The 23,317-nt window shown below is 57.0% G+C and carries 20 protein-coding genes; 10 read left to right on the forward strand and 10 right to left on the reverse strand.

What is annotated here, in order from left to right:
* The first annotated feature begins 12 nt into the window (after positions 1-12).
* The 4 genes from AC6I8I_RS19100 to AC6I8I_RS19115 all read left to right on the forward strand — a co-directional run bounded on the left by AC6I8I_RS19100 (position 13) and on the right by AC6I8I_RS19115 (position 5,099).
* Complete coding sequence (locus AC6I8I_RS19100) at positions 13-468, forward strand: carboxymuconolactone decarboxylase family protein (RefSeq protein WP_312054142.1); 456 nt, start codon at positions 13-15, stop codon at positions 466-468.
* Positions 465-698 carry a hypothetical protein gene (locus tag AC6I8I_RS19105; protein ID WP_497828195.1) on the forward strand — a complete coding sequence of 78 codons (234 nt, stop codon included), beginning with the start codon at positions 465-467 and terminating at the stop codon, positions 696-698. Before AC6I8I_RS19100 ends, AC6I8I_RS19105 begins: the two co-directional genes overlap by 4 nt.
* A 278-nt stretch (positions 699-976) precedes the next feature.
* The gene (mqo, locus tag AC6I8I_RS19110; RefSeq protein WP_497828196.1) at positions 977-2,590 is read left to right on the forward strand and encodes a malate dehydrogenase (quinone); all 1,614 of its coding nucleotides are present in this window, start codon (positions 977-979) and stop codon (positions 2,588-2,590) included.
* Positions 2,591-2,714: 124 nt separating this feature from the next.
* The gene (locus tag AC6I8I_RS19115; protein ID WP_497828197.1) at positions 2,715-5,099 is read left to right on the forward strand and encodes a phosphoketolase family protein; all 2,385 of its coding nucleotides are present in this window, start codon (positions 2,715-2,717) and stop codon (positions 5,097-5,099) included.
* Here AC6I8I_RS19115 and AC6I8I_RS19120 read toward each other — a convergent pair.
* Positions 5,096-5,683: a LysE family translocator gene (locus AC6I8I_RS19120; RefSeq protein ID WP_497828198.1), complete on the reverse strand. Its 588-nt coding sequence runs from the start codon at positions 5,681-5,683 to the stop codon at positions 5,096-5,098. The two genes, AC6I8I_RS19115 and AC6I8I_RS19120, sit on opposite strands and share 4 nt — an antisense overlap.
* A gap of 134 nt (positions 5,684-5,817) precedes the next feature.
* Between AC6I8I_RS19120 and AC6I8I_RS19125 the strand changes: the two genes are divergently transcribed.
* Positions 5,818-7,305 (forward strand): aminotransferase-like domain-containing protein, encoded by a 1,488-nt coding sequence (locus AC6I8I_RS19125; RefSeq protein ID WP_312054138.1) that lies wholly within the window; start codon positions 5,818-5,820, stop codon positions 7,303-7,305.
* Here AC6I8I_RS19125 and AC6I8I_RS19130 read toward each other — a convergent pair.
* A complete protein-coding gene (locus AC6I8I_RS19130; protein WP_312054136.1) occupies positions 7,272-7,895 on the reverse strand; it encodes a glutathione S-transferase family protein in 624 nt (207 codons plus the stop codon). The genes AC6I8I_RS19125 and AC6I8I_RS19130 overlap by 34 nt on opposite strands.
* A 108-nt stretch (positions 7,896-8,003) precedes the next feature.
* Between AC6I8I_RS19130 and AC6I8I_RS19135 the strand changes: the two genes are divergently transcribed.
* Complete coding sequence (locus AC6I8I_RS19135) at positions 8,004-8,852, forward strand: PhzF family phenazine biosynthesis protein (RefSeq protein ID WP_312054134.1); 849 nt, start codon at positions 8,004-8,006, stop codon at positions 8,850-8,852.
* 45 nt (positions 8,853-8,897) lie between these two features.
* On the opposite strand, the gene AC6I8I_RS19140 is transcribed toward AC6I8I_RS19135, so the two are convergent.
* Positions 8,898-9,656, reverse strand: coding sequence for an SDR family NAD(P)-dependent oxidoreductase (locus tag AC6I8I_RS19140; protein WP_312054132.1), 759 nt, complete (start codon positions 9,654-9,656; stop codon positions 8,898-8,900).
* Between the two features lie 115 nt (positions 9,657-9,771).
* Here AC6I8I_RS19140 and AC6I8I_RS19145 point away from each other — a divergent pair, with 115 nt between their 5' ends.
* The 3 genes from AC6I8I_RS19145 (at position 9,772) to AC6I8I_RS19155 (ending at position 13,339) form a co-directional block, all read left to right on the forward strand.
* Positions 9,772-10,671: a LysR family transcriptional regulator gene (locus AC6I8I_RS19145; RefSeq protein WP_031377335.1), complete on the forward strand. Its 900-nt coding sequence runs from the start codon at positions 9,772-9,774 to the stop codon at positions 10,669-10,671.
* Positions 10,672-10,716: 45 nt separating this feature from the next.
* Positions 10,717-11,730 (forward strand): inner membrane protein YhjD, encoded by a 1,014-nt coding sequence (gene yhjD / locus AC6I8I_RS19150; RefSeq protein ID WP_312054130.1) that lies wholly within the window; start codon positions 10,717-10,719, stop codon positions 11,728-11,730.
* Positions 11,731-12,007: 277 nt separating this feature from the next.
* On the forward strand, positions 12,008-13,339 hold the full coding sequence (locus AC6I8I_RS19155) for an MFS transporter (RefSeq protein WP_312054128.1): 1,332 nt from the start codon (positions 12,008-12,010) through the stop codon (positions 13,337-13,339).
* 651 nt (positions 13,340-13,990) lie between these two features.
* Here AC6I8I_RS19155 and ilvC read toward each other — a convergent pair.
* Entirely contained in the window at positions 13,991-15,466 is a 1,476-nt protein-coding gene (gene ilvC / locus AC6I8I_RS19160; RefSeq protein WP_312758747.1) for a ketol-acid reductoisomerase, read from the reverse strand.
* 162 nt (positions 15,467-15,628) lie between these two features.
* Between ilvC and ilvY the strand changes: the two genes are divergently transcribed.
* Positions 15,629-16,510 (forward strand): HTH-type transcriptional activator IlvY, encoded by an 882-nt coding sequence (gene ilvY / locus AC6I8I_RS19165; RefSeq protein ID WP_312758745.1) that lies wholly within the window; start codon positions 15,629-15,631, stop codon positions 16,508-16,510.
* Here ilvY and ilvA read toward each other — a convergent pair whose 3' ends face one another.
* The 6 genes from ilvA to ilvL form a co-directional block, all read right to left on the reverse strand.
* Entirely contained in the window at positions 16,511-18,058 is a 1,548-nt protein-coding gene (ilvA, locus tag AC6I8I_RS19170; protein ID WP_312054126.1) for a threonine ammonia-lyase, biosynthetic, read from the reverse strand.
* A 1-nt stretch (position 18,059) separates the two neighbouring features.
* A complete protein-coding gene (gene ilvD / locus AC6I8I_RS19175) occupies positions 18,060-19,910 on the reverse strand; it encodes a dihydroxy-acid dehydratase (RefSeq protein WP_497820601.1) in 1,851 nt (616 codons plus the stop codon).
* Positions 19,911-19,972: 62 nt separating this feature from the next.
* Complete coding sequence (locus AC6I8I_RS19180; RefSeq protein WP_031377328.1) at positions 19,973-20,902, reverse strand: branched-chain amino acid transaminase; 930 nt, start codon at positions 20,900-20,902, stop codon at positions 19,973-19,975.
* An 18-nt stretch (positions 20,903-20,920) separates the two neighbouring features.
* On the reverse strand, positions 20,921-21,178 hold the full coding sequence (gene ilvM / locus AC6I8I_RS19185) for an acetolactate synthase 2 small subunit (RefSeq protein ID WP_008926359.1): 258 nt from the start codon (positions 21,176-21,178) through the stop codon (positions 20,921-20,923).
* Complete coding sequence (ilvG, locus tag AC6I8I_RS19190; protein ID WP_497828199.1) at positions 21,175-22,821, reverse strand: acetolactate synthase 2 catalytic subunit; 1,647 nt, start codon at positions 22,819-22,821, stop codon at positions 21,175-21,177. Before ilvG ends, ilvM begins: the two co-directional genes overlap by 4 nt.
* Positions 22,822-22,971: 150 nt before the next feature.
* The gene (gene ilvL / locus AC6I8I_RS19195; RefSeq protein ID WP_082097622.1) at positions 22,972-23,070 is read right to left on the reverse strand and encodes an ilv operon leader peptide; all 99 of its coding nucleotides are present in this window, start codon (positions 23,068-23,070) and stop codon (positions 22,972-22,974) included.
* Positions 23,071-23,317: the final 247 nt, after the last annotated feature.

Here is a 23,317-nt window from a genome sequence, read left to right on the forward strand (position 1 = left end):
TGAGGCAAAAAAATGAGTGAACGTATCGATTTTAATCAAGTCGCCCCGGCTGGGATGAAAGCGCTCGGTGGTGTTTATCACTATCTGACACAAACCGACCTGTCGTTAACCCTGCTGGAACTGGTGTTCCTGCGTATCTCGCAGCTTAACGGCTGCGCCTACTGCATCGACATGCACAGCAAAGCATTGCATAAAGCGGAGGTGAGCTGGGATAAAATTGTGCTGACCGCAGTGTGGAATGAATCGGGGAATTTATTCAGCGATCGCGAGAAGGCGGCCCTGCGCTGGGCGGAGTGCCTGACGCTGATCGCCAGCGCGGGCGCACCCGATGAGGATTATGCCGCCCTTCAGGCCTGCTTCAGCGAAAAAGAGATAGTCGATTTGAATATCGCCATCGGTCTGATGAACACCTACAACCGCATGGCAATCAGTCTGAAAAAGCTCCCGGCAGCTGTGTCCGGTCAGTGATCCCGTTCGATGCGTGCGCCGTGGCGCGCGCATTTCATCCTCACAAAAATGTAACATTATTTTTACACCATGTGCCTGAAACCGCCGTTGATGCACTTTTAGACTATTCCTTACCCGCCGATAACTGCCTGAAATTCAGTGAATTAAATAATTCCTCTCGGTTACCCGCGCAGCAGGCGCTGCACCACAATGGCGCGTTCCTGCAACAACCGATTCCGTTAACCCACTGAGTTATCGATAAAAATCCGCTTATACTGCCGCGACCGCTATGATTAATTCTTATGCTGAATCATTTCTGCATTTAAAAAATAAACAAATGTTTAATTCAGATGCGAGAATGTTATATTCGCATGACAAAGCATAACGTGCAGTTAACCCGTTATCACCGCTTTAACCTATACCTGAGTCTTAACCTTTGAGAAATAGCGCAACGCGCTCGAAAGAAGCGTGACTATTTCGCCTGCAAAACTGTTGAGCTTCAGGTCAACAGAAGAGGAGATGTCGCCTCATGTGCAATTCAGCTGTAAACCTTGCGCTCGCGATGAGTGCCATGGCAAAGGACACCACTACCGCGCAGGAGCGCAAAGACGTTGACGTGTTGCTGATTGGCGCGGGCGTGATGAGCGCCACCCTGGGCGCATGGCTGCAGGATCTGGAACCGGACTGGTCTATCGAAATGGTAGAGCGGCTGGACAGCGTGGCAGAAGAGTCATCCAATGGCTGGAACAATGCAGGCACCGGCCATGCCGCGCTGGCCGAGCTGAACTATACGCCACAGCGTGCCGATGGCAGCATCGACATCTCCAAAGCGGTGACGATCAACGAATCGTTCATGATTTCCCGTCAGTTCTGGGCCTCACAGGTTCAGAAGGGCAACCTGCGCAATCCAAAAAGCTTTATCCACAGCACGCCGCACATGAGCTTTGTCTGGGGCGACGACAATGTCACGTTCCTGCGCAAACGCTTTCAGGCATTGCAGAAAAGCACCCTGTTCCGTGGCATGGCCTACTCCGAAGATCCGCAGCAGATTGCCGAATGGATCCCGCTGGTGATGAAAGGCCGTGACCGCAGTCAGAAAGTGGCGGCCACCTGGACCGAAATGGGAACCGACGTCAATTTCGGTGAAGTGACGCGCCAGCTGATCGCTTCTTTAGAAAAGAAAGACAATTTTCGTCTGCGTCTGCGTCAGGAAGTGCGTGAACTGACGCGGCTGAGCGATGGCCGCTGGCAGGTTACGCTGCAGTGTCTGGCAAGCGGCACCCGCCGAACCCTGACCGCCAGAAATATCTTTATCGGTGCTGGCGGCGCGGCGCTGCCGCTGTTGCAGAAAGCAGGCGTACCGGAAGCCAACGGCTATGCCGGTTTTCCGGTGGGCGGCTCATTCCTGGTGACTGAAAATCCGCAGGTGGTGGCGCAGCACATGGCCAAGGTCTACGGCAAAGCCAGCGTCGGCGCACCGCCGATGTCGGTACCGCATGTCGATACCCGCGTGCTGGATGGCAAGCAGGTGCTGCTGTTCGGGCCGTTTGCCACCTTCTCCACCAAGTTCCTGAAGCAGGGTTCGTTGCTGGATATGTTCACCTCGCTGAACAGCAGCAATATGCTGCCGATGGTTAAAGTCGGGCTGAAAAGCTTTGATCTGGTGAAATATCTGATGGATCAGGTGCTGCAAAGCGATCGCGATCGGATGGATGCCCTGCGCGCCTATGTGCCACAGGCGAAGCAGGAAGACTGGCGTTTAGTCACCGCCGGTCAGCGCGTGCAGATCATCAAAAAAGATGAGAAAGAGGGCGCGGTACTGCGTCTTGGCACCGAAGTGGTTGCCTCGCAGGATGGCTCGATTTCGGCGCTGCTGGGTGCTTCGCCAGGAGCCTCAACGGCTGCGCCGATCATGCTGGAGCTGCTGCATAAGGTCTACCCTGAGCAGATGGCATCGCCAGAATGGCAGAATAAAATCCGGGCCGTTATTCCGTCCTGGGGCCGCAAGCTGAACGGTGACGTGGCGCTGACCGAGAAAGTGCTGGCGGAAACCAGCCGTATTCTGCAGCTCGATTACACCCCGGTCACGCCGATGGCGGCCAACGATGAAGGGCGCGAAACCGCGTTTGTTGTCGGTAAGTAATTCAGTCCCTGCTCTCTCAAGGCCCCCGCTGTGGGGCCTTTTTGTTTGCCGCTCGCCTGGTTGACTGCCCTATTCTCTATTAGGGTTAAGAGATCGTTTAGCTGAACTTTCAGAAGGAAACGGCATGTCTCAACCCAACGTTGCACCGGAATTCGAGCTTCTTGACCGCTACTGGCGCGCGGCTAACTATTTGTCTGTCGGGCAGATTTACCTGATGGACAATCCACTGCTGCGCGAACCGCTGAAGCCAGAGCACATCAAACCCCGCCTGCTGGGTCACTGGGGCACCACGCCCGGTCTGAATTTTATTTATGCTCACCTCAACCGGATTATTCGCCAGCGCGATCTGAATCTGATCTATGTCTGCGGACCGGGTCATGGTGGTCCCGGCATGGTCGCCAATACCTGGCTGGAAGGCAGCTACAGCGAAATTTATCCGCATGTCAGCCAGGATGCAGCGGGTATGCAACGCCTGTTTAAGCAGTTCTCCTTTCCAGGCGGTATTCCCAGCCACGCGGCACCGGAAACGCCCGGCTCCATTAATGAAGGCGGCGAACTGGGCTACTCGCTGGCGCATGCGTTTGGCGCAGCATTTGATCATCCGGAACTGATTGTGCCGTGCGTGATTGGCGACGGCGAAGCGGAAACCGGGCCGCTGGCCTCCAGCTGGCACGGCATTAAATTCCTCAATCCTGCGCGGGACGGTGCGGTGCTGCCGATTCTGCATCTCAACGGTTACAAGATTGCCAATCCGACCCTCCTCGGCCGCAGCAGTGATGAAGACCTGCGCCAGCTGTTCAGCGGTTACGGCTATGAGCCGCTGTTCGTCAGCGGCGATCGGCCTGAAGAAATGCACCCGCTGATGGCGCAAGCGCTGGATAACGCCTTCAGTAAAATAGCCGCCTTCCAGCAGCAGGCGCGCGCGGGCAAAGCCAGCAGCGGCGTTCCGCGCTGGCCAATGATTGTGCTGCGCAGCCCGAAAGGCTGGACCGGCCCCAAAACCGTGGATGGCAAAAAAGTGGAAGGTTTCTGGCGGGCGCATCAGGTGCCGGTCGCGGCCTGCCGTGAGGATGAAGGTCATCGTCAGATTCTCGAAGCCTGGATGCGAAGCTATCAGCCTGACGATCTGTTTGACGAGCAGGGACGGCTGAAACCGGAGCTGCAGGCGCTGGCACCGCAGGGCGATAAACGCATGGGCGCCTCTCCGTATGCCAACGGCGGCCTGCTGCGTCGCGAACTGGATACGCCAGATATTGCCGAATTTGCTTTCGATACCGGTGAGCCGGGCTCGCAGATGGCGCAGGCCACCGAACAGCTCGGCCGCTATCTGCGGGTCCTGTTTGAACGTAACCTCGATAACTTCCGCCTGTTTGGCCCGGACGAAACCGCCTCTAACCGTCTGACGCCCGTATTTGATGCCACCAGCCGCACCTGGCTGGAAGCAATAGAACCTTACGATGAGCAGCTGGCACGCGATGGCCGGGTGATGGAGATCCTGAGCGAGCACCAGTGTCAGGGCTGGCTGGAGGGCTATCTGCTGACCGGCCGTCACGGCCTGTTCAACTGCTACGAAGCCTTTATTCATATCGTCGATTCGATGTTTAACCAGCATGCCAAGTGGCTCAAAGTGACGCGCAAACTGGGCTGGCGTAAGCCGGTCTCCTCGCTCAACTACCTGCTCTCTTCTCACGTCTGGCGTCAGGACCATAATGGTTACAGCCATCAGGATCCGGGCTTTATCGATCACGTTGCCAATAAAAAAGCCGATATCGTGCGCATCTACCTGCCGCCCGATGCCAATACGCTGTTATGGGTTGGCGATCACTGTCTGCGTACCTGGGATCGCATCAACGTGATTGTGGCCGGTAAGCAGCCCGCGCCGCAGTGGCTGGATATGCCGAGCGCGATTCGCCATTGCGAAGCGGGCATGGGAGAGTGGCGCTGGGCCGGTACCACGCCGGACGATGCCGAACCGGATGTGGTGATGGCCTGTGCCGGTGATGTGCCGACCATGGAAACGCTGGCGGCGGTTGACCTGCTGCGTGGCTATCTGCCCGCGCTGCGAATCAGGGTGGTTAACGTGGTCGATTTAATGGCGCTGCAGACCCAGGAGCAGCATCCACACGGCAAGTCAGACCAGGAGTTTGATGCGCTGTTTACCGTGGATAAACCGGTTATTTTCGCCTTCCACGGCTATCCGACGCTGGTGCATCGGCTGACCTATCAGCGCAATAATCACCGTAACTTCCACGTGCGCGGCTTTATTGAAGAGGGAACCACCACCACGCCTTTCGATATGACGGTACTGAATGAGCTTGACCGTTATCATCTGGCGCAGGAGGCGATCCTGCGCGTGCCGGGGCTGGCTGATGCGCATCCTGAGCTGCTGGACGATCTGCAGGAGCGCATCGCTGAACATCATCGCTACGTGCGTGAACACGGTGAAGATGTGCCGGAGGTGCAGAACTGGAAATGGCCGTCGGCAACGGCACCCGGCGCACCGGATTAAACCGCCTGCAACGCGTCCGTCAGCATCCAGACGGTGGTCGCCACCAGCGACAGCGCCATCAGGCTGTTAAACAGCTGACGCTTCCAGGCAATTTGCAGATGGCTGCGCAGGCGATCGCCGAGCGCAGCCCAGATCAAAATGCAGGGCAGATTCAGCAGCATAAAGCCGATCATCACCGTCAGTACGCCGCTGCTGGCGCTGTACAACAGTGCCACATTGGTCGCCATCAGCCATGCTTTGGGATTGATCGCCTGGAAACAGGCGCCGCCCAGCAGCGTCATGGGCTGCGGTTTACTGCGCGCTTCCGGTGCCGCCGCCCGAAAAATCTTCCACGACAGCCACAACAGATAGGCGCAGCCTGCCAGCGTCAGCGGCAGGCGAATCGCCGCCATCCAGTGCAGTAATAGCTCCAGCGCGACCCCGGCGATCACCGTTTGCAGCGCACAACACACCAGTATGCCAAACACCATCGGCAGCGTGCGGCGCATGCCGAAATTAACGCCTGAGGTCGCCAGCAGCAAATTATTCGGGCCAGGCGTAATCGACATAACGGTCACGTAACTGAAAAAAGAGGGATCGAGCATGATGGCACTCCTGATTATCAACAGAGCTTCATGCTACGGCGGGAAAAGGAATGGTAACAGTGACACAAAATCACTATTGTGATGGTTACAGTTTCGATTAACAGCAATTGTACCCATCGCGTCCGGAGGCTATTGTGTCCCTTGCTCCTTCACCCGATCAGCGGCTCTATCAGCAGCTGGCTGACAACTTCGCTGAGGCGATCCATCAGGGCACGCTGAAGCCCGGCAAACGCCTGCCTGCCATCCGGCGCGTGGCGCAATCGCACCAGGTCAGCGTCAATACCGTGCTGAACGCCTGGCAGCTGCTGGAAGATCGCGGCCTGATTGAGGCGCGTCCCCAGTCGGGCTACTACGTGCGCGGTGTGCTGCCGGCGGTGACCCGGCACGATTCGCATAAAGCCCGGGTGCGCGATCCCAGCAGTGAAAAGCTCGACCTGATTGATAAGGTGTTTGCCGCCCAGAATCATCCCGACTACATCAATATCTCGCTGGCCTGCCCGCAGGATAGTGAGCTGTTTCCTGCGGCACGTATCGGCCGGATAACCGCCGCGCTGCTGCGCCGTCATCCCAATATGATTGGGCGCTATGCGCTTCCGCCCGGTAGTGAGCGCTTACGGGAGGAGATCGCGCGGCGGGCGCTGCACGCCGGACAGACGCTGACCGCCGATGAGATCACCCTGACCCATGGCTGCATGGAGGCGTTGCAGCTGGCGCTGCGGGCCGTGACGCAGCCGGGCGACTGCGTCGGACTGGAGTCGCCGACCTACTTCTTTCTGTTTCCGCTGCTGGCGTCGCTGGGCCTGAAGGCGCTGGAAATTCCGACCGATCCACAGCATGGCCTGTCGCTGGATGCACTGGAGATGTTGCTACAGGAGCAGCGTATTAAGGCGCTGATCGCCATGCCGAGCGCCCAGAATCCGCTTGGCTACTGCATGTCGCTGGCAAACAAGAAGCGGCTGGCGAAGTTAGTGAATACTTACCACGTTCCGCTGATTGAGGATGGACTGTATGACGAACTGCAGTTCGACTGGCCGCTCTCACCGGCGGTAAAAGCCTTTGATCGCGATGGCTGGGTGCTCTACTGCACCAGCTTTACCAAAACCGTGGCACCCGATTTTCGTATCGGCTGGATCGCCGCCGGGCGCTTCCACAGCGCCATTGCCCGGTTAAAAGCGGTGTCGTCGATGGCGGAATCGGCGCTGCTGTCGGAAACGCTGGCGGAATTTCTGGCAAACGGTGGCTACGATCACCATCTGCGCACCCTGCGCCGTCGCTATGCCGCCAATCTGGATCAGGCGCGCGGATTAATCGCCCGCCACTTCCCGCAGGGCACCCGCGCCACGCTGCCGCGCGGTGGCTTTGTCTTCTGGGTCGAACTGCCGGGCGGCGTTAATACTACCGAGATGTTTGATCGGCTGTTGCAGGAGCAGATTTGCGTCACGCCTGGCGCCCTTTACTCGCTCAGCGAACGCTATGACCACGCGCTGCGCCTCTCCTGCTGCTATCCGTTTGACGATCGCTACAGCTGGGCAATCCGCCGCGCCGGTGAAATAGCCTGCGAGTTAGCCGGCCTGCCCTCTGGCGAGGATCACGGGGTGCCGTTGCGGCCCCAGACGGTGTAGCCGTGGCGCTCGGTCAGGCGCTCGTAATAGTGGCGCACCGCCGGATAATCAGGATGGTCGAGCGGCGTTTCGAACCAGCGGTTCACCGCCAGGCCAACCGGTATATCCGCCAGGGTGAAGTTGCGCCCGGCGACGTAGCGGCCGGTTTTTTCCAGCTGCTGGTTGAGAATACTCATGGTATGCGACCAGCCTTTGCAGGCTGCCGCCAGCAGGCGCGGGTCCTGATGGGCCGGCGAGTGACGCACCAGTGACATAAAAGCGTAGCGCCATGAGGTGTTGAGCTCGGTAGACTGCCAGTCCATCCACTGATCGATCGGCGCACGCGACTGCGGGTGGAGCGGGTAGAGCCATTCGCCGCCATAGGCGTTTGCCAGATAGCGCAGGATGGCGTTGGATTCCCAGATCACCAGCTCGTCATCTTTCAGCACCGGGATCATCGCATTCGGGTTAAGCGCCATAAATTCAGGTGAGTGGGTTGACTGAAAGCCATCGCCCCACTCTTCCCGCAGGTAATCGAGGTCAAGCTCGGCGCAGAGCCACAACACTTTGCGTACGTTAATAGAAGAGGTACGTCCGAGGATGGTTAACATTCACAGTCTCCAGTGAAATCTTTAACTTATTCATAGTCCTGTTACCTGCTATAAGCAATCATCCGGCAGAGAAAAGGCCGGTCTGACCACAATAAGCAAGGAGTGACAATGAAGGTCGCGTTTAAGCAAGTCGATGTGTTTACCTCATCCGCCTTTAACGGTAATCCGCTGGCGGTGATCATGGATGCCCAGGGGCTGAGCGACAGCCAGCTGGCGGCCATTGCCCGCTGGACCAACCTGTCGGAAACCACCTTTGTGCTGCCGCCCCAGGATGCCCAGGCAGATTATCGGGTGCGCATTTTTACCGTCGAGGGTGAACTGCCGTTTGCCGGTCATCCGACGCTCGGCACCGCGCATGCGCTGCTGGAAGCGGGCTGGCCGACCCGGACGCCGGGCGAAATTGTGCAGCAGTGCGGCGTCGGTAACGTGCGGATCAGGATTGCCGCAGACGGCGCGCTGGCGTTTGCCGCCCCGACAGCCACCATTACGCCATGGCAGGACGCCCTGATGGGCAATGCGTTAAACAGCGACGCGTTCGATCTGACCCAAAGCCCGACGGTGGTGGATATGGGGATTCGCTGGCTGCTGGTGCCGATGGTCAGCGCCGACGCGGTGCTGGCGCTTCAGCCCAACGTCAGCGATCTGCAGCGGCTGCTTAAACATGCCGGCGTGACGGGGGTGATGCCCTTCGGCCGTTTGCCACAGGGCGAAAGTGAGCAGTATGAAGTGCGCGGCTTGCTGGTTGAACATGGCAGCCTGACCGAAGATCCGATCACCGGCAGCGCCAACGCCTGCCTGGCCCGTTACTTCGCGGCGGCCGGCCAGACCACCGATTACCGGGTGCGTCAGGGCACCGTACTGCAACGCGCGGGTCGGGTGCAGGTCTCTTTTGCCGGAGATGAAATCTGGATTGGCGGCAATACCGTGACGGTGATTGACGGTACTATTTCACTCTGACACGCCGCGGCCCGGTAGATTTCCTGTCCGCCAGGCCGACGGCGATTAAATTCCCTGGCCGCCTGACGCTTCGATACGCTGGGCGGTGATCCAGCCGGTTTCGTCACTCAGAATGGCGCTGATGGCGTCACCAATGTCATCCGGCAATCCCACCCGACCCAGTGCAGTCAGGCCGGCAATCTGATCGTTAAGCTCTTTGGTGTCACGCACCCGACCGCCGCCGAAGTCGGTTTCAATTGCGCCCGGCGCCAGGATATTGACGCGGATCCGCCGCGCACCCAGCTCTTTCGCCTGATAACGCGTCAGGACCTCCATCGCCCCTTTCATCGCCGCGTAGGTGCCGGAACCCGGATACACCAGCCGCGTCAGACCACTGGAAATATTGAGGATGCGGCCGCCATCCTGCATCAGCGGCAGTAGCTTCTGCGTCAGGAAGTAAGGTCCTTTAAAATGGACGTTAACCAGCGCGTCAAACTCCTGTTCGGTGGTGTCGGTAAAGGCTTTGTAATGGCCATGACCGGCGTTGTTCACTAAATAGTCAAACCGCTCGCGCTGCCAGTGCTGCTGCAGCTGCTGGCGGACCTGCTCAACAAACGCATCAAAGCGGCTGCTTTCACCGACATCCAGCGCCAGCGCCACCGCGCGGGCTCCCAGCGCTTCAATTTCTTTCACTACCGCCTGGGCCTCGTCGGCGTGACTGCGATAGGTCAGTATGATATCAACGCCTCTGGCAGCCAGTTTTAACGCCCCATTGCGGCCTAAACCGCGGTTTGCTCCGGTAATTAACGCAATTTTATGATTCATGTTGCACACCTGTTGGAAAATTGAACACGGTTTAAAGATATTCCTGAATAATTGATCTATAAACAGATCGAAATAGAGATCACTGTTTCATTAAGAACAACAATCGGTGCACAACATGGATAAAATTCACGCAATGCAGGTGTTTGTTCGGGTTGCTGAAATGGGCAGTTTTACCCGCGCCGCAGAAAGTTTAGGTTTACCCAAAGGCAGCGTGTCGCGGCAGATTCAGGCGCTGGAAAATCAGATGGCGACCCGCCTGCTGCATCGCACTACCCGCCGGGTACAACTGACGCAGGATGGCCTGGTCTATTACGATCGCTGCCTTGATTTGCTGTCGATGATTGACGATATGGACAGCCTGTTTCAGCACGATCCCGCCACGCTCAGCGGCAAACTGCGGGTCGATATGTCAGTGGCGATGGCGACCGGCTTCATCCTGCCGCGGCTGCCGGAGTTCTTGCAGCACTATCCGGGCGTGGAGATTGAGCTGAGCAGCAGCGATCGTCAGGTCGATGTGATCCGCGAAGGATTTGACTGCGTGATTCGGGTCGGCGAGCTGAAAGATTCAGGTTTAATTGCGCGAAAAATTGGGACTTACACCTTGATCAATTGCGCCAGCCCCGGCTACCTTTCGCGCTTCGGCAGGCCAATCCGGCTGGAAGAGTTGTCGCAGCACGCCATGGTGCACTACAGCCAGCAACTGGGTCAGCCGTCGCCAGGGTTTGAATATTTTGACGGCAGGCAGTGCCACTATGTGCACACCGGTGGCGTAGTGACGGTGAACAGTACCGAGACCTACCGCGCCGCCTGTCTGGCCGGCTTAGGCATTATTCAGGTGCCGGCGATCGGCATTCAGAAGCTGCTTGAGCAGGGTGAACTGGTTGAAGTACTGCACCACTTTCCCGCCAGGCCGATGCCGATCCACCTGCTCTATCCGCATCGGCGCAACGTCGCCCGACGGGTGCGGGTATTTATGGAGTGGCTGAGTCAGGTACTACAGGAGTACGTCACCTGAGCGGCTATACTTTGATTTTAATGATAAACAGGACAGTGAAGGTCTATGACAGACAAGCAGGAAAATTCACAGGATACGCAGCCGCCAAAGCCGCTGATCGATATTAAAACCGGCAACCATTCTGTTGACCAATCGATTGTGCGCGTTTCGCGCTTTGCCGCCTGGTTTCAGGCGATTCCGGCGGTGGCACACTTTATTCGCGCGCTGGAGCGGTTTAACGATCGGCTCGGCAGCCAGTTTGGCGCAGCGATTACCTACTTCTCCTTTTTATCGCTGATTCCGATTCTGATGGTGTCGTTTGCCGCCGTCGGTTTTGTGCTGGCATCGAACCAGGATTTGCTGACCGATATCATCAACAAAATCGTCAGCAGCATCAGCGATCCGACGCTGGCCACCACCCTGAAAAATACCGTCAATACAGCGATTCAGCAGCGCGCCACCGTCGGTATTACCGGGTTACTGCTGGCGCTCTATTCGGGTCTTAACTGGATGGGAAATCTGCGGGAAGCGATCCGCGCCCAGTCGCGCGACGTGTGGGAACGCAAACCCGACGATAAAGAGAAAATCTGGAAACGCTATATTCGCGATTTCCTGTCGCTGACCGGCCTGATGCTGGCGCTGGTGATTACGCTGTCGCTGACCTCGGTTGCCGGTTCGGCACAGGCGATGATTGTCAGCGCGCTGGGACTGGATGGCATCGACTGGCTCCGCCCGGCGATGACCATTATCGCCACCTCGATTTCAGTGCTGGCTAACTACCTGCTGTTCTTATGGATTTTCTGGATCCTGCCGCGTCACAAGCCGCGCAAGAAAGCGCTGTTCCGCGGTACGCTGCTGGCGGCGGTCGGTTTCGAGGTGATCAAATTCGTTATGACGCTGACGTTGCCGAAGCTGGCGACCTCACCGTCTGGCGCGGCGTTTGGTTCGGTGCTCGGTCTGATGGCGTTCTTCTATTTCTTTGCCCGCCTGACGCTGTTCTGCGCCGCCTGGATCGCTACCGCCAAATATAAAGACGACCCGCAAATGCCACAGGCTGGTCGCTCTTCGCATCCGCAATAATCACTATCAGTTAACAACAGCGGAAAATATCACCCCGAGGCTATTTTTTATCCATGTAACAGGATGAATAGCTGAGGGGTCACTTTTATTTAGCCCTTTCGTAGAGTATCCCGCCAGATTTAGCCCGGTTTACCCCGACATCCTCCGACATTCCCCGGACCTCAGAAATTATCCTCTCTTTGCCCGGCGAAGCCAGTAACGACGCGGGTTTCAGCATTGAATGACGTCTGGCAGGTGCGTAAGATTCTTTATCTGTATTTACAAATAAGAAACAGTTATGCAAGCCTCCATCTCAGAAACACTCGACAAGCAACAGGACCCCACGCCGGTTAATTCGCGCAGCAAAGTGGTGATCGCCTCGTTGGTCGGTACGGCCATTGAGTTCTTCGATTTTTATATTTATGCCACTGCCGCGGTCATCGTTTTCCCGCACATCTTTTTCCCGCAGGGTGACGCCACCGTCGCCACGCTACAGTCACTGGCGACCTTTGCGATCGCGTTTATTGCACGCCCGATTGGTTCGGCGGTGTTTGGTCACTTTGGCGATCGCATTGGCCGTAAAGCCACTCTGGTCGCCTCGCTGCTGACCATGGGGATCTCGACCGTGGTGATCGGCCTGCTGCCGGGTTATGAAACCATTGGCGTGCTGGCTCCGCTGCTGCTGGCGCTGGCACGATTTGGTCAGGGTCTGGGACTCGGCGGAGAATGGGGCGGCGCGGCGCTGCTGGCCACCGAAAATGCCCCGGCGAAGAAGCGCGCACTGTATGGGTCGTTCCCCCAGCTGGGTGCTCCGATTGGCTTTTTCTTCGCTAACGGGACCTTCCTGCTGCTGTCATGGCTGCTGACCGATGAGCAGTTCATGCAGTGGGGCTGGCGTGTGCCGTTTATTCTGTCTGCGGTGCTGGTGTTGATCGGCCTCTATGTGCGGGTGTCACTGCATGAAAGCCCGGTGTTTGCCAAAGTGCAGAAAGAGAAAAAACAGGTGCGGGTACCAATTGCCGCACTGCTGAGTAAGCACCTGACCGCCACCATTCTCGGCACTTTTATCATGCTGGCGACCTATACCCTGTTCTACATCATGACCGTTTACTCGATGAGTTACGGCACCACGCCGGCACCGGCCGGACTGGGCATTCCGCGTAACAATATGCTGTGGATGCTGATGTTAGCCGTGATTGGCTTTGGCGTAATGGTGCCGATTGCCGGTCTGCTGGCTGACCGGTTCGGTCGTCGTAAAACGATGATCACCATTACGCTAATGATTATTGCCTTTTCATTCCTGTTCCCGACGCTGTTAGGATCGGGTTCACAGGCGCTGGTGATGGGCTTCCTGCTGCTGGGTCTGAGCATTATGGGTCTGACGTTCGGTCCGATGGGCGCGCTGCTGCCAGAGCTGTTCCCGACTGAAGTACGTTATACCGGCGCATCGTTTTCCTACAACCTGTCGTCGATTCTCGGTGCCTCTGTCGCGCCCTATATCGCCACCTGGCTGAATGCCAATTACGGTTTGCAGGCGGTAGGGTTGTATCTGGCTTCGATGGCGGTGCTGACGCTGATTGCGTTGATCGCCTGTAAAGAGACGCGCAATCAGACGCTGTATGACGTCTAATCCCGTCGTATGAAGGTCATTGAAAAACCCGGCAGCCGCCGGGTTTTTTTATGGCTCTCGCCTGGCGCTGGCATCATCAGGTAGAAAAACGGCAGGCTGAAGGCTCAGGTTAATGCGCAGCCCTAAAGGCGTCGTGTTGAGGTTAGTGCGCAGGCTCAGGGCGCATACGCCTTTCGCAAAGACGCAAAAGACGCCATCCCTGGCATGCTCAGCGCGGGCCATCCCTGGCCCGCGATGCTTTGCTACAGGCGTATGCGCCCATCGCGTTGACTTCGGCATACGTTTCAGGCGGTCAGCGGAACGCTTCAGACGGCTCACAAACCCAATCAGGGTAATTCTGGCCGCAACGAATAAACTCAATGCGCAGGCAATACGGGTAGAGGAGGAAAGCATCCGTCCCCGGGAAAAAAACGCCAGTCATTGGCCCGGTGACGGGTGCACTCAGGGATGAGATGCGTAATCGCGCGAGCCAGGCGTGCCAGGGAAGGCGGATTTTGCGTCTTTCCGATCTGACCGTGTTGCTTGTACAGCTACGGTTTCACAGTGAAGCGGCCAGACCATAGGCACGTCTACAGGAGGTGCCCATCGATTGATAAACAAAAAACCCCGGCAAGCCGGGGTTTGTTTTGCTGAAAACGGTGGTGACGCTAATTAGCCGGCGACAGCGATGCGCTTCATGTCAGTCATGTAGCCACGCAGTTTGCGGCCGACCGCTTCAATTGGATGCTGGCGAACGGCTTCGTTGACGTCACGCAGCTGCGCGTTATCTACCTGCGTTCCTTCAACCGCTTTACCCAGGTCACCCGGCTGCAGCGTGGTCATGAACTCTTTCAGCAACGGCACCGCGGCGAATGAGAACAGGTAGTTGCCGTATTCAGCGGTATCGGAGATGACCACGTTCATTTCATACAGGCGCTTACGGGCGATAGTGTTGGCAATCAGCGGCAGCTCGTGCAGCGATTCATAATAGGCTGACTCTTCGATAATGCCGGCATCAACCATGGTTTCAAACGCCAGCTCAACGCCCGCTTTAACCATCGCTACCATCAATACACCTTTGTCGTAGTACTCCTGCTCTTCAATTTTACCTTCATACTGTGAGGCCGTTTCGAACGCAGTCTGGCCGGTCTCTTCACGCCAGGTCAGCAGGTTTTTATCGTCGTTGGCCCAGTCAGCCATCATACCGGAAGAGAACTCACCCGAAATAATGTCATCCATATGCTTCTGGAACAGCGGTGCCATGATGGTTTTCAGCTGTTCTGACAGTGCATAAGCACGCAGTTTTGCTGGATTAGAGAGGCGATCCATCATCAGCGTGATGCCGCCGAACTTCAGCGACTCGGTGATGGTTTCCCAGCCAAACTGAATCAGTTTTTCGGCGTAGGCCGGATCGGTTCCTTCTGCCACCAGCTTATCGAAACATAACAATGAACCCGCCTGCAGCATGCCGCACAGGATGGTCTGCTCGCCCATCAGGTCAGATTTTACTTCTGCCACGAAGGAGGATTCCAGCACGCCAGCACGATCGCCACCGGTCGCAGCCGCCCAGGCTTTGGCAATCGCCATGCCTTCGCCTTTAGGATCGTTTTCCGGGTGAACCGCGATCAGCGTCGGCACACCAAAACCACGTTTGTATTCTTCACGCACTTCGGTGCCCGGGCACTTCGGCGCGACCATCACTACGGTGATGTCTTTACGGATGGTTTCACCTACTTCCACGATGTTGAAACCGTGCGAGTATCCCAGCGCTGCGCCATCTTTCATCAGAGGCTGAACCGCCTGAACCACTGCGGAGTGCTGCTTGTCCGGCGTCAGGTTAACGACCAGGTCCGCCTGCGGGATCAGCTCTTCGTAGGTACCCACTTTGAAACCGTTATCGGTCGCTTTGCGCCATGATGGGCGTTTTTCCGCAATCGCTTCGGCACGCAGTGCGTAGGCGACATCCAGACCGGAATCACGCATGTTGAGACCCTGATTCAGGCCCTGCGCGCCACAGCCAACGATAACGACTTTTTTGCCTTTCAGGAAACTGGCGCCATCAGCGAACTCTTCGCGCGCCATGAAACGACATTTACCTAATTGCGCTAACTGGTTGCGCAAGTTCAATGTGTTGAAATAGTTAGCCATGGGTACTCCAGTGAGGTTGTGTTTGCTTTTTTTGTTCAGGGACGGCGTGTGGTGCAGCGCCGCGAATGACCCCATCATATGACAGGAATTCTGTTGCTTAAATTGATATATTAACAACGTCACATTGCAATAAATGCAACATCACGTTAAGGCGACGCGCATATGGATTTACGAGATCTGAAACTGTTTCTTCATCTGGCCGAAAGCTGCCACTTCGGCCGCACCGCGCGTGCGATGCACGTCAGTCCCTCCACGCTTTCGCGCCAGATTCAGCGGCTGGAGGAGGATGTCGGTCACGCGCTGTTTCTGCGTGATAACCGCACCGTCACGCTGACAGAAGCGGGTGAACGCCTGCGCCAGTTTGCACAGCAGACGCTGTTGCAGTATCAGCAGCTGCGCCACGTGATGGATCTTAACGGCCCGTCGCTCAGCGGCGAGCTGCGCCTGTTCTGCTCGGTGACCGCAGCCTACAGCCATTTGCCGCCGATCCTCGACCGTTTTCGTGCCGAGCATCCGCAGGTAGAAATCAAACTTAACACCGGCGATGCCGCCGATGCGGTTGAAAAAGTGCACTCCGGCGAAGCCGATCTGGCGATTGCCGGACGACCTGAAACCTTACCGGCCAGCATCGATTTTATGCCGCTCGGGCTGATTCCGCTGGTGCTGATTGCGCCAGCGTTGCCCTGCGCGGTGCGGACTCAGGCCACCCAGGCAGTGCCGGAGTGGTCGCAAATCCCGTTTATCCTGCCGGAGCAGGGACCGGCGCGCCGGCGTATCGATTTATGGTTCCGCCGTCATCGCATTGCGAATCCGTTAATTTACGCCACGGTATCGGGCCATGAGGCGATTGTTTCCATGGTGGCGCTGGGATGCGGTATCGCCCTGTTGCCGGACGTGGTGCTGGAGAACAGCCCGGAACCGGTGCGCAACCGCGTCATGATGCTGGAGAATGTTGAATCAGTGGCACCGTTTGAACTCGGTGTCTGCGTGCAGAAAAAGCGGCTCGGCGAGCCGCTGATCAGTGCTTTCTGGAGTCAGTTGTAATCAGCTGCCCGCCAGGAAGAAGCGGAATGCCGGGTTCTGCGTTTCGTCGTGAAAGTCATAACCCAGGTCGGTGAGATGCTCTTCAAAGCGCGGCTCATCGTTGCCCAGCTCAAACGCCGTCAGTACCCGACCGTAGTCAGTTCCGTGGCTGCGGTAGTGGAACAGCGAAATATTCCAGTGGGTGCCGAGCGTTTGCAGGAATTTCAGCAAGGCGCCTGGCGCTTCCGGGAATTCAAAGCTGAACAGCCGCTCACGCAGCGGCTTGGAGGGCCGTCCGCCGACCATGTAACGCACGTGCAGCTTGGCCATCTCATCATCAGAAAGATCGACCACCTGGTAACCGCTGTCGGTGAGCTGGCTGATGATTTCGCTGCGCTCTTCCAGACCGCGGGTCAGCCGCACGCCAACAAAAATGCAGGCTTTGTCGGCATCGGCATAGCGGTAGTTGAACTCGGTAATCGATCGTCCGCCCAGCGTCTGACAGAACCGCAGGAAGCTGCCCTGCTGTTCCGGAATGGTCACCGCCAGCAACGCTTCGCGCTGTTCGCCCAGTTCGCAACGCTCAGAAACGTAACGCAGTCCGTGGAAATTGACGTTAGCGCCCGATAAGACGTGCGCCAGCCGTTCGCCTTTGATGTCGTGCTGCTGGATGTACTTTTTCATGCCCGCCAGCGCCAGCGCGCCAGAGGGTTCCGCCACGGCCCGCACATCTTCGAACAGATCTTTCATCGCAGCGCAGATTGCATCGCTGTCGACGGTAATGATGTCGTCGATATAGGCCTGACACAGCCGGAAGGTTTCACTGCCGATACGTTTGACCGCGACGCCTTCAGCGAACAGTCCGACGCGCGGCAGATCGACCGGATGGCCCGCCTCCAGCGCCGCTTTCAGGCAGGCGGAATCTTCAGACTCCACTGCAATCACTTTGATTTGCGGCATCAGCTGCTTAATCAATACCGCCACGCCAGCCGCCAGGCCGCCGCCGCCAACCGGAACAAACACCCGATCCAGATGCGCGTCCTGTTGCAGCAGCTCCATCGCCAGCGTTCCCTGCCCGGCAATCACTGCCGGGTGGTCAAAAGGCGGCACAAAGGTGTAGCCCCGCTGCTCTGACAGCTCAATCGCTTTGGCTTTTGCCTCGTCAAAGTTGGCGCCAAACAGATAAGCCTCACCGCCAAATGCGCGCACTGCATCAACCTTGATATCGGCTGTCGCCAGCGGCATTACAATCAGCGACTTAATGCCCAGCTTGCTGGCGGAGAGCGCCACGCCCTGCGCATGGTTGCCAGCTGATGCCGTCACCACGCCGCGCGCTTTTTGCTCTTCGTTCAGTCCGGCGATCATCGCGTAGGCCCCGCGCAGTTTGAAACTGTGCACCGGTTGACGATCTTCACGCTTCACCAGAATAGTGTTGCCCAGACGCGATGAAATTTTTTCCATAACCTGCAGTGGCGTTACCTGTGCCACTTCATACACCGGCGCACGCAGCACGGCGCGCAAATACTCGGCGCCACAGGGCGCCTCGGGTAGCGGTTGAGACTCGGCCATTTTAGCCTCCCAGCTTGCTCTTATCGCGGACCGCACCTTTGTCAGCACTGGTCGCGAGTAATGCGTAGGCACGCAGCGCAAAAGAAACTTCACGCTGACGATTGACTGGCGTATACGCCGCATCACCGCGCGCTTCCTGTTCCTCACGGCGGGCGTGCAGTTCGTTATCCGGCACGGCCAGCTTAATGCCGCGGTTAGGGATATCGATTTCAATAGTGTCGCCATCTTTGACCAGCGCAATGGTGCCGCCGTTGGCTGCTTCAGGCGAGGCGTGACCGATAGAGAGGCCGGATGTTCCGCCAGAGAAACGGCCATCGGTGATCAGCGCGCAGCTTTTGCCCAGTCCCATCGACTTCAGATAGGTGGTTGGGTAGAGCATCTCCTGCATGCCAGGACCGCCTTTAGGCCCTTCGTAGCGGATCACCACCACGTCGCCCGCCACTACTTTACCGCCCAGAATCGCTTCAACCGCATCATCCTGGCTTTCATAGACTTTGGCCGGACCGCTGAAGGTGAGGATCTCTTTATCCACGCCGGCGGTTTTAACGATACAGCCATCTTCCGCGATGTTGCCGTACAGCACGGCCAGGCCGCCATCCTGTGAATAAGCGTGCTCGCGGGTGCGGATACAGCCTTCTGCGCGGTCGTCATCCAGCGTATCCCAGCGGCAATTCTGCGAGAACGCCTGGGTGGTACGAATACCGGCCGGACCGGCGCGGAACATATCCTTCACTGCCTGATCTTTGGTTAGCATGATGTCGTACTGATCGAGCGTTTCACGCATGGTCTGCTGCAGGATATTACGGGCGCTGCTGTCGAACAGGCCGGCACGATCCAGCTCGCCGAGAATGGCGAAGACGCCACCCGCGCGATGCACATCTTCCATGTGGTATTTCGGGGTACTTGGCGCCACTTTACACAGCTGAGGTACTTTGCGTGACAGGCGATCGATGTCGGAGATATTAAAGTCGATCTCGCCTTCCTGTGCCGCTGCCAGCAGGTGAAGCACGGTGTTGGTGGAGCCGCCCATCGCGATATCCAGCATCATGGCGTTCTCAAAAGCGGCCTTGTTGGCGATGTTACGCGGCAGCATGTTGACATCATCCTGCTCGTAGTAGCGTTTGGTCAGGCTGACGATGCGCTTACCGGCGTTGATAAACAGCTCTTTACGATCGGCGTGGGTCGCCAGCAGTGAACCGTTGCCTGGCTGTGACAGGCCAAGCGCTTCGGTCAGACAGTTCATCGAGTTGGCGGTGAACATACCGGAGCAGGAGCCGCAGGTCGGGCAGGCTGAACGTTCAATCTGCTCGCTGTCGGCGTCGCTGACGTTCGGGTTGGCACCCTGAATCATCGCATCAACCAGATCCAGCTTGATGATCTGATCGGAAAGCTTGGTTTTACCCGCTTCCATCGGTCCGCCGGAAACGAAGATCACCGGAATATTCAGGCGCAGCGACGCCATCAGCATTCCCGGAGTGATTTTGTCGCAGTTAGAGATGCAGACCATGGCGTCGGCGCAGTGCGCGTTGACCATGTACTCGACGGAGTCAGCGATCAGCTCACGCGAAGGCAGTGAATACAGCATGCCGCCATGACCCATGGCAATACCGTCGTCCACCGCGATGGTGTTGAACTCTTTGGCCACACCGCCTGACGCTTCGATCTGCTCGGCGACCAGTTTGCCGAGATCGCGCAAATGAACGTGGCCGGGTACAAATTGGGTGAATGAGTTAACCACTGCGATAATCGGTTTACCGAAATCGTCGTCGGTCATTCCTGTCGCGCGCCATAAGGCACGAGCACCCGCCATGTTACGGCCGTGGGTGGTGGTGGCGGAACGGTACTTAGGCATGCTCTATTTACTCCAGTAAGAATAGGCTCGCGGGCGTCAGATAACGCCCGCGCTGAATCTGATTACGGGTTTACCGGATCTAACCAGCCCCATTTGTCTTCGGTTTCGCCAGTGAACAGACCAAAGAAGGCCTGCTGGATACGGGCAGTAATCGGGCCACGTTTGCCTTCGCCAACCTGAATACGGTCAACGCTACGCACCGGCGTGATTTCTGCTGCGGTACCGGACATGAAAATCTCATCCGCCAGATAGAGCGATTCGCGTGACAGCGTCTGCTCGCGAACTTCGATACCCATGTCGATCGCCAGTTTGATGATGGCGTCGCGGGTGATGCCTGGCAGCGCTGAAGAGGTAAATGGCGGGGTGAACAGAATGCCATCTTTTACTTCAAACAGGTTTTCACCGGCACCTTCCGAGATGTAGCCGTTGGTGTCCAGCGCAATGCCTTCCTGATAGCCGTGGCGACGGGCTTCACTGCCCACCAGCAATGAGGAGAGGTAGTTACCGCCGGCTTTAGCCGCCGTTGGCAGGGTATTCGGGGCTACGCGGTTCCACGAAGAAACCATCGCATCGATACCATTTTCCAGCGCTTCGGCACCGAGGTAAGCACCCCATGGGAAGGCGGCAATGATTACATCGGTGCTGAAACCGTCTGGCGGGTTCACACCCAGGCCCACGTCACCGACAAACGCCAGCGGACGGATATAGGCACTTTTCAGTTTATTGACGCGGATGACTTCGCGGCACGCTTCCATCAGCTCATCAACGCTGCTTTTAATCGGGAAACGATAGATTTTGGCGGAGTCGTGCAGACGTTGCATGTGTTCGCGATGACGGAACACAACCGGTCCTTTGTGAGAGTCGTAGCAGCGCACGCCTTCAAATACCGACGTACCATAGTGCAACGCGTGGGACATGACGCTAACCTTCGCCTCTTCCCACTTAACCATCTCGCCATTGAACCAAATAAAGTCTGCTTTCTTCGTGCTCATTTTTATTCCCTCTCGCGGCTAGGCGCGGATTTGTTGTGTTGTCTGTTGTTGAATCTGAACGCAGGCGACATCGATCAGTTTGCTTAACTGCGAAGACAGTAAATCGACGGAGCGCTGGCTGGCAACGGTCATTTCGATATTAATGTTTTCAGCGTTGGCCACTGAGGCCATGTTCATTGAGCAAACCTGAAAACCGCGGTGACGCACCACGCGTAAGATGCGCTCCAATATTTCAGGGCGAAAGCGGGCTTCGATAGACAATTGATGCTGGTTCATACGGTTTTCTCCATCATGTTTGCATTGCTGGCACCCGGCGGTACCAGTGGCCAGACGTTTTCATGCTCATCAATTGCAACATGCAGGAAGTAGGGACCTTCGCTGTTCAGCAGAGCATCAAGTGCGGCGTCGACCTGTTCTTTACGGGTGATGCGCTGGCCGGGGATATTGAAGGCGCTGGCCAGCGTCAGGAAATCGGGATTATCGGACAGATTGGTTTCGCTGTAGCGACCATCGAAAAACAGCTGCTGCCACTGGCGGACCATACCGAGACGCTGATTATCCAGCAGCACGATTTTGACCGGCAGCTTGCCACGTTTGATGGTGCCCAGTTCCTGGATATTCATCATGATTGAGCCATCGCCAGAGACACAGATGACGGTGTCCTGCGGCCGGGCGACCTGCGCGCCAATGGCGGCCGGTAAGCCGAATCCCATGGTGCCTAAGCCGCTGGAGGTGATGAAATTCTCTGGCGCGCTAAACGCCATATGCTGCGCCGCCCACATCTGATGCTGACCGACGTCGGTCGTCACCACCGCGCTGGCGGGCTTGCGATCGGAGAGCTGCTTCAGCAACAGCGGCGCATAGATGGCGTCACCCGGATGATCGTAGCGCCAGTTGTGGCTGGCTTTGAGCGCTTTAACCTCATTGCGCCAGGCATCGATGTGCAACGGCTGGCTCAGCGCTGGCAGCAGATGGTTAAGATCACCCTGCAGGGAGACGTGGGCGCGGCGTAATTTGTTCAGTTCAGCCGGGTCGATATCAAGGTGAATGACGCTGGCGTGAGGGGCGAAGGTGTCCAGCTTGCCGGTTACCCGGTCGTCAAAGCGCGCACCGACCGCGATCAGTAAGTCACAGCTCTGCACCGCCAGGTTGGCCGCTTTGGTGCCGTGCATACCCAGCATACCGAGATAGAGTTCGCTGTCGGCATCGACGCTGCCCAGCCCTTTCAGGGTTGCTACGGCAGGGATGCCGGTTTCTTCAGCCAGCGCACGCAACGCCGGCACTGCCTGCGCCATCCCGACGCCGCCACCGATATAGAACATCGGTTTTTTTGCCTGCGCCATCAGCGCACGGGCTTCGATAATCGCCTGATGCGGCAGGTCTATCCCCTCTTCTACCGGCACCAGATGCGGCACAGGCTCACCCTGTGCAATCTGAATATCCTTAGGAATATCAACCAGTACCGGACCCGGACGGCCCGACTGCGCCAGGGCAAACGCTTCGGCCATGATCGCAGGCAACTCATCTAACGACTCGACCAGAAAGCTGTGTTTGGTGCAGGCCAGCGATAAACCCAGCACGTCGATTTCCTGAAACGCGTCGGTGCCAATGAAGGCGGAAGAGACCTGGCCGGTTACCGCCACAACGGGTACCGAGTCCATCATCGCATCGGCCAGGCCGGTGATCAGGTTGGTTGCGCCTGGTCCGGAGGTTGCAATGCAGACACCGGTTTTACCGGTCGAACGCGCATAACCAATCGCGGCCATCACTGCGCCTTGCTCATGACGACACAGTAGGTGTTCCACGCCGCCATCGTAGAGCGCGTCGTATACCGGCATGATGGCACCGCCAGGGTAACCGAATACGGTATCGACACCCTGCGCGCGTAAAGCCTGAACTACCCACTGTGCACCTGTCATCGCTATTCTCCTGTGTCCTGACCGGAACAACAGAATTTTATGCTACTGTTCATTGTTTGTTCCTTGTGGATTTACTGATATTTTGCCTGGTCAAAAAAAAACCCCCGGACCTTTCGGTGCGGGGGTTTTTTCGGATTCGAGGCTTGATTTTTAAGCCTTTCTTTCTCCAAGTGTAGCCCCGCACGGTAGGTTAATAATCACCACCACGCTAATCACAACCAGGCTAATCACTTGTAGAAGGGCTTTCATGTGTTATTCAATTCTTCTTCGTGTTCGAAGTAATGCCTACAGAGTTAACATAGTCAGGGGCACTTACACAACATTTTTTGTCTGCTTTTTTCAGTAGCCGGGGGTAGTTATTGACCTATCGGGTTGTAATAAAACGGATAATTTGCGGATGATAAATATTCATCACTTTAGTGCCGTAATAATATTTTGCTGAATTTGCGTACAGTCTCTTATCGTTTTGTCACAGTGTGCAACGATTAACGATCTG

Source organism: Pantoea sp. X-Soil-YNGN-775, assembly GCF_059730575.1.

Excerpts from the sequence above, each read along its gene's own strand:
- ilvD (WP_497820601.1), bottom strand. The coding sequence starts at position 19,910 with ATGCCTAAGTACCGTTCCGCCACCACCACCCACGGCCGTAACATGGCG.
- AC6I8I_RS19135 (WP_312054134.1), top strand. The coding sequence starts at position 8,004 with ATGAAGGTCGCGTTTAAGCAAGTCGATGTGTTTACCTCATCCGCCTTT.
- ilvG (WP_497828199.1), bottom strand. The coding sequence starts at position 22,821 with ATGACAGGTGCACAGTGGGTAGTTCAGGCTTTACGCGCGCAGGGTGTC.
- AC6I8I_RS19180 (WP_031377328.1), bottom strand. The coding sequence starts at position 20,902 with ATGAGCACGAAGAAAGCAGACTTTATTTGGTTCAATGGCGAGATGGTT.
- AC6I8I_RS19140 (WP_312054132.1), bottom strand. The coding sequence starts at position 9,656 with ATGAATCATAAAATTGCGTTAATTACCGGAGCAAACCGCGGTTTAGGC.
- AC6I8I_RS19100 (WP_312054142.1), top strand. The coding sequence starts at position 13 with ATGAGTGAACGTATCGATTTTAATCAAGTCGCCCCGGCTGGGATGAAA.
- ilvL (WP_082097622.1), bottom strand. The coding sequence starts at position 23,070 with ATGAAAGCCCTTCTACAAGTGATTAGCCTGGTTGTGATTAGCGTGGTG.
- AC6I8I_RS19130 (WP_312054136.1), bottom strand. The coding sequence starts at position 7,895 with ATGTTAACCATCCTCGGACGTACCTCTTCTATTAACGTACGCAAAGTG.
- ilvA (WP_312054126.1), bottom strand. The coding sequence starts at position 18,058 with ATGGCCGAGTCTCAACCGCTACCCGAGGCGCCCTGTGGCGCCGAGTAT.
- AC6I8I_RS19145 (WP_031377335.1), top strand. The coding sequence starts at position 9,772 with ATGGATAAAATTCACGCAATGCAGGTGTTTGTTCGGGTTGCTGAAATG.
- ilvY (WP_312758745.1), top strand. The coding sequence starts at position 15,629 with ATGGATTTACGAGATCTGAAACTGTTTCTTCATCTGGCCGAAAGCTGC.
- AC6I8I_RS19115 (WP_497828197.1), top strand. The coding sequence starts at position 2,715 with ATGTCTCAACCCAACGTTGCACCGGAATTCGAGCTTCTTGACCGCTAC.
- AC6I8I_RS19155 (WP_312054128.1), top strand. The coding sequence starts at position 12,008 with ATGCAAGCCTCCATCTCAGAAACACTCGACAAGCAACAGGACCCCACG.
- ilvC (WP_312758747.1), bottom strand. The coding sequence starts at position 15,466 with ATGGCTAACTATTTCAACACATTGAACTTGCGCAACCAGTTAGCGCAA.
- AC6I8I_RS19120 (WP_497828198.1), bottom strand. The coding sequence starts at position 5,683 with ATGCTCGATCCCTCTTTTTTCAGTTACGTGACCGTTATGTCGATTACG.
- yhjD (WP_312054130.1), top strand. The coding sequence starts at position 10,717 with ATGACAGACAAGCAGGAAAATTCACAGGATACGCAGCCGCCAAAGCCG.
- mqo (WP_497828196.1), top strand. The coding sequence starts at position 977 with ATGTGCAATTCAGCTGTAAACCTTGCGCTCGCGATGAGTGCCATGGCA.
- ilvM (WP_008926359.1), bottom strand. The coding sequence starts at position 21,178 with ATGAACCAGCATCAATTGTCTATCGAAGCCCGCTTTCGCCCTGAAATA.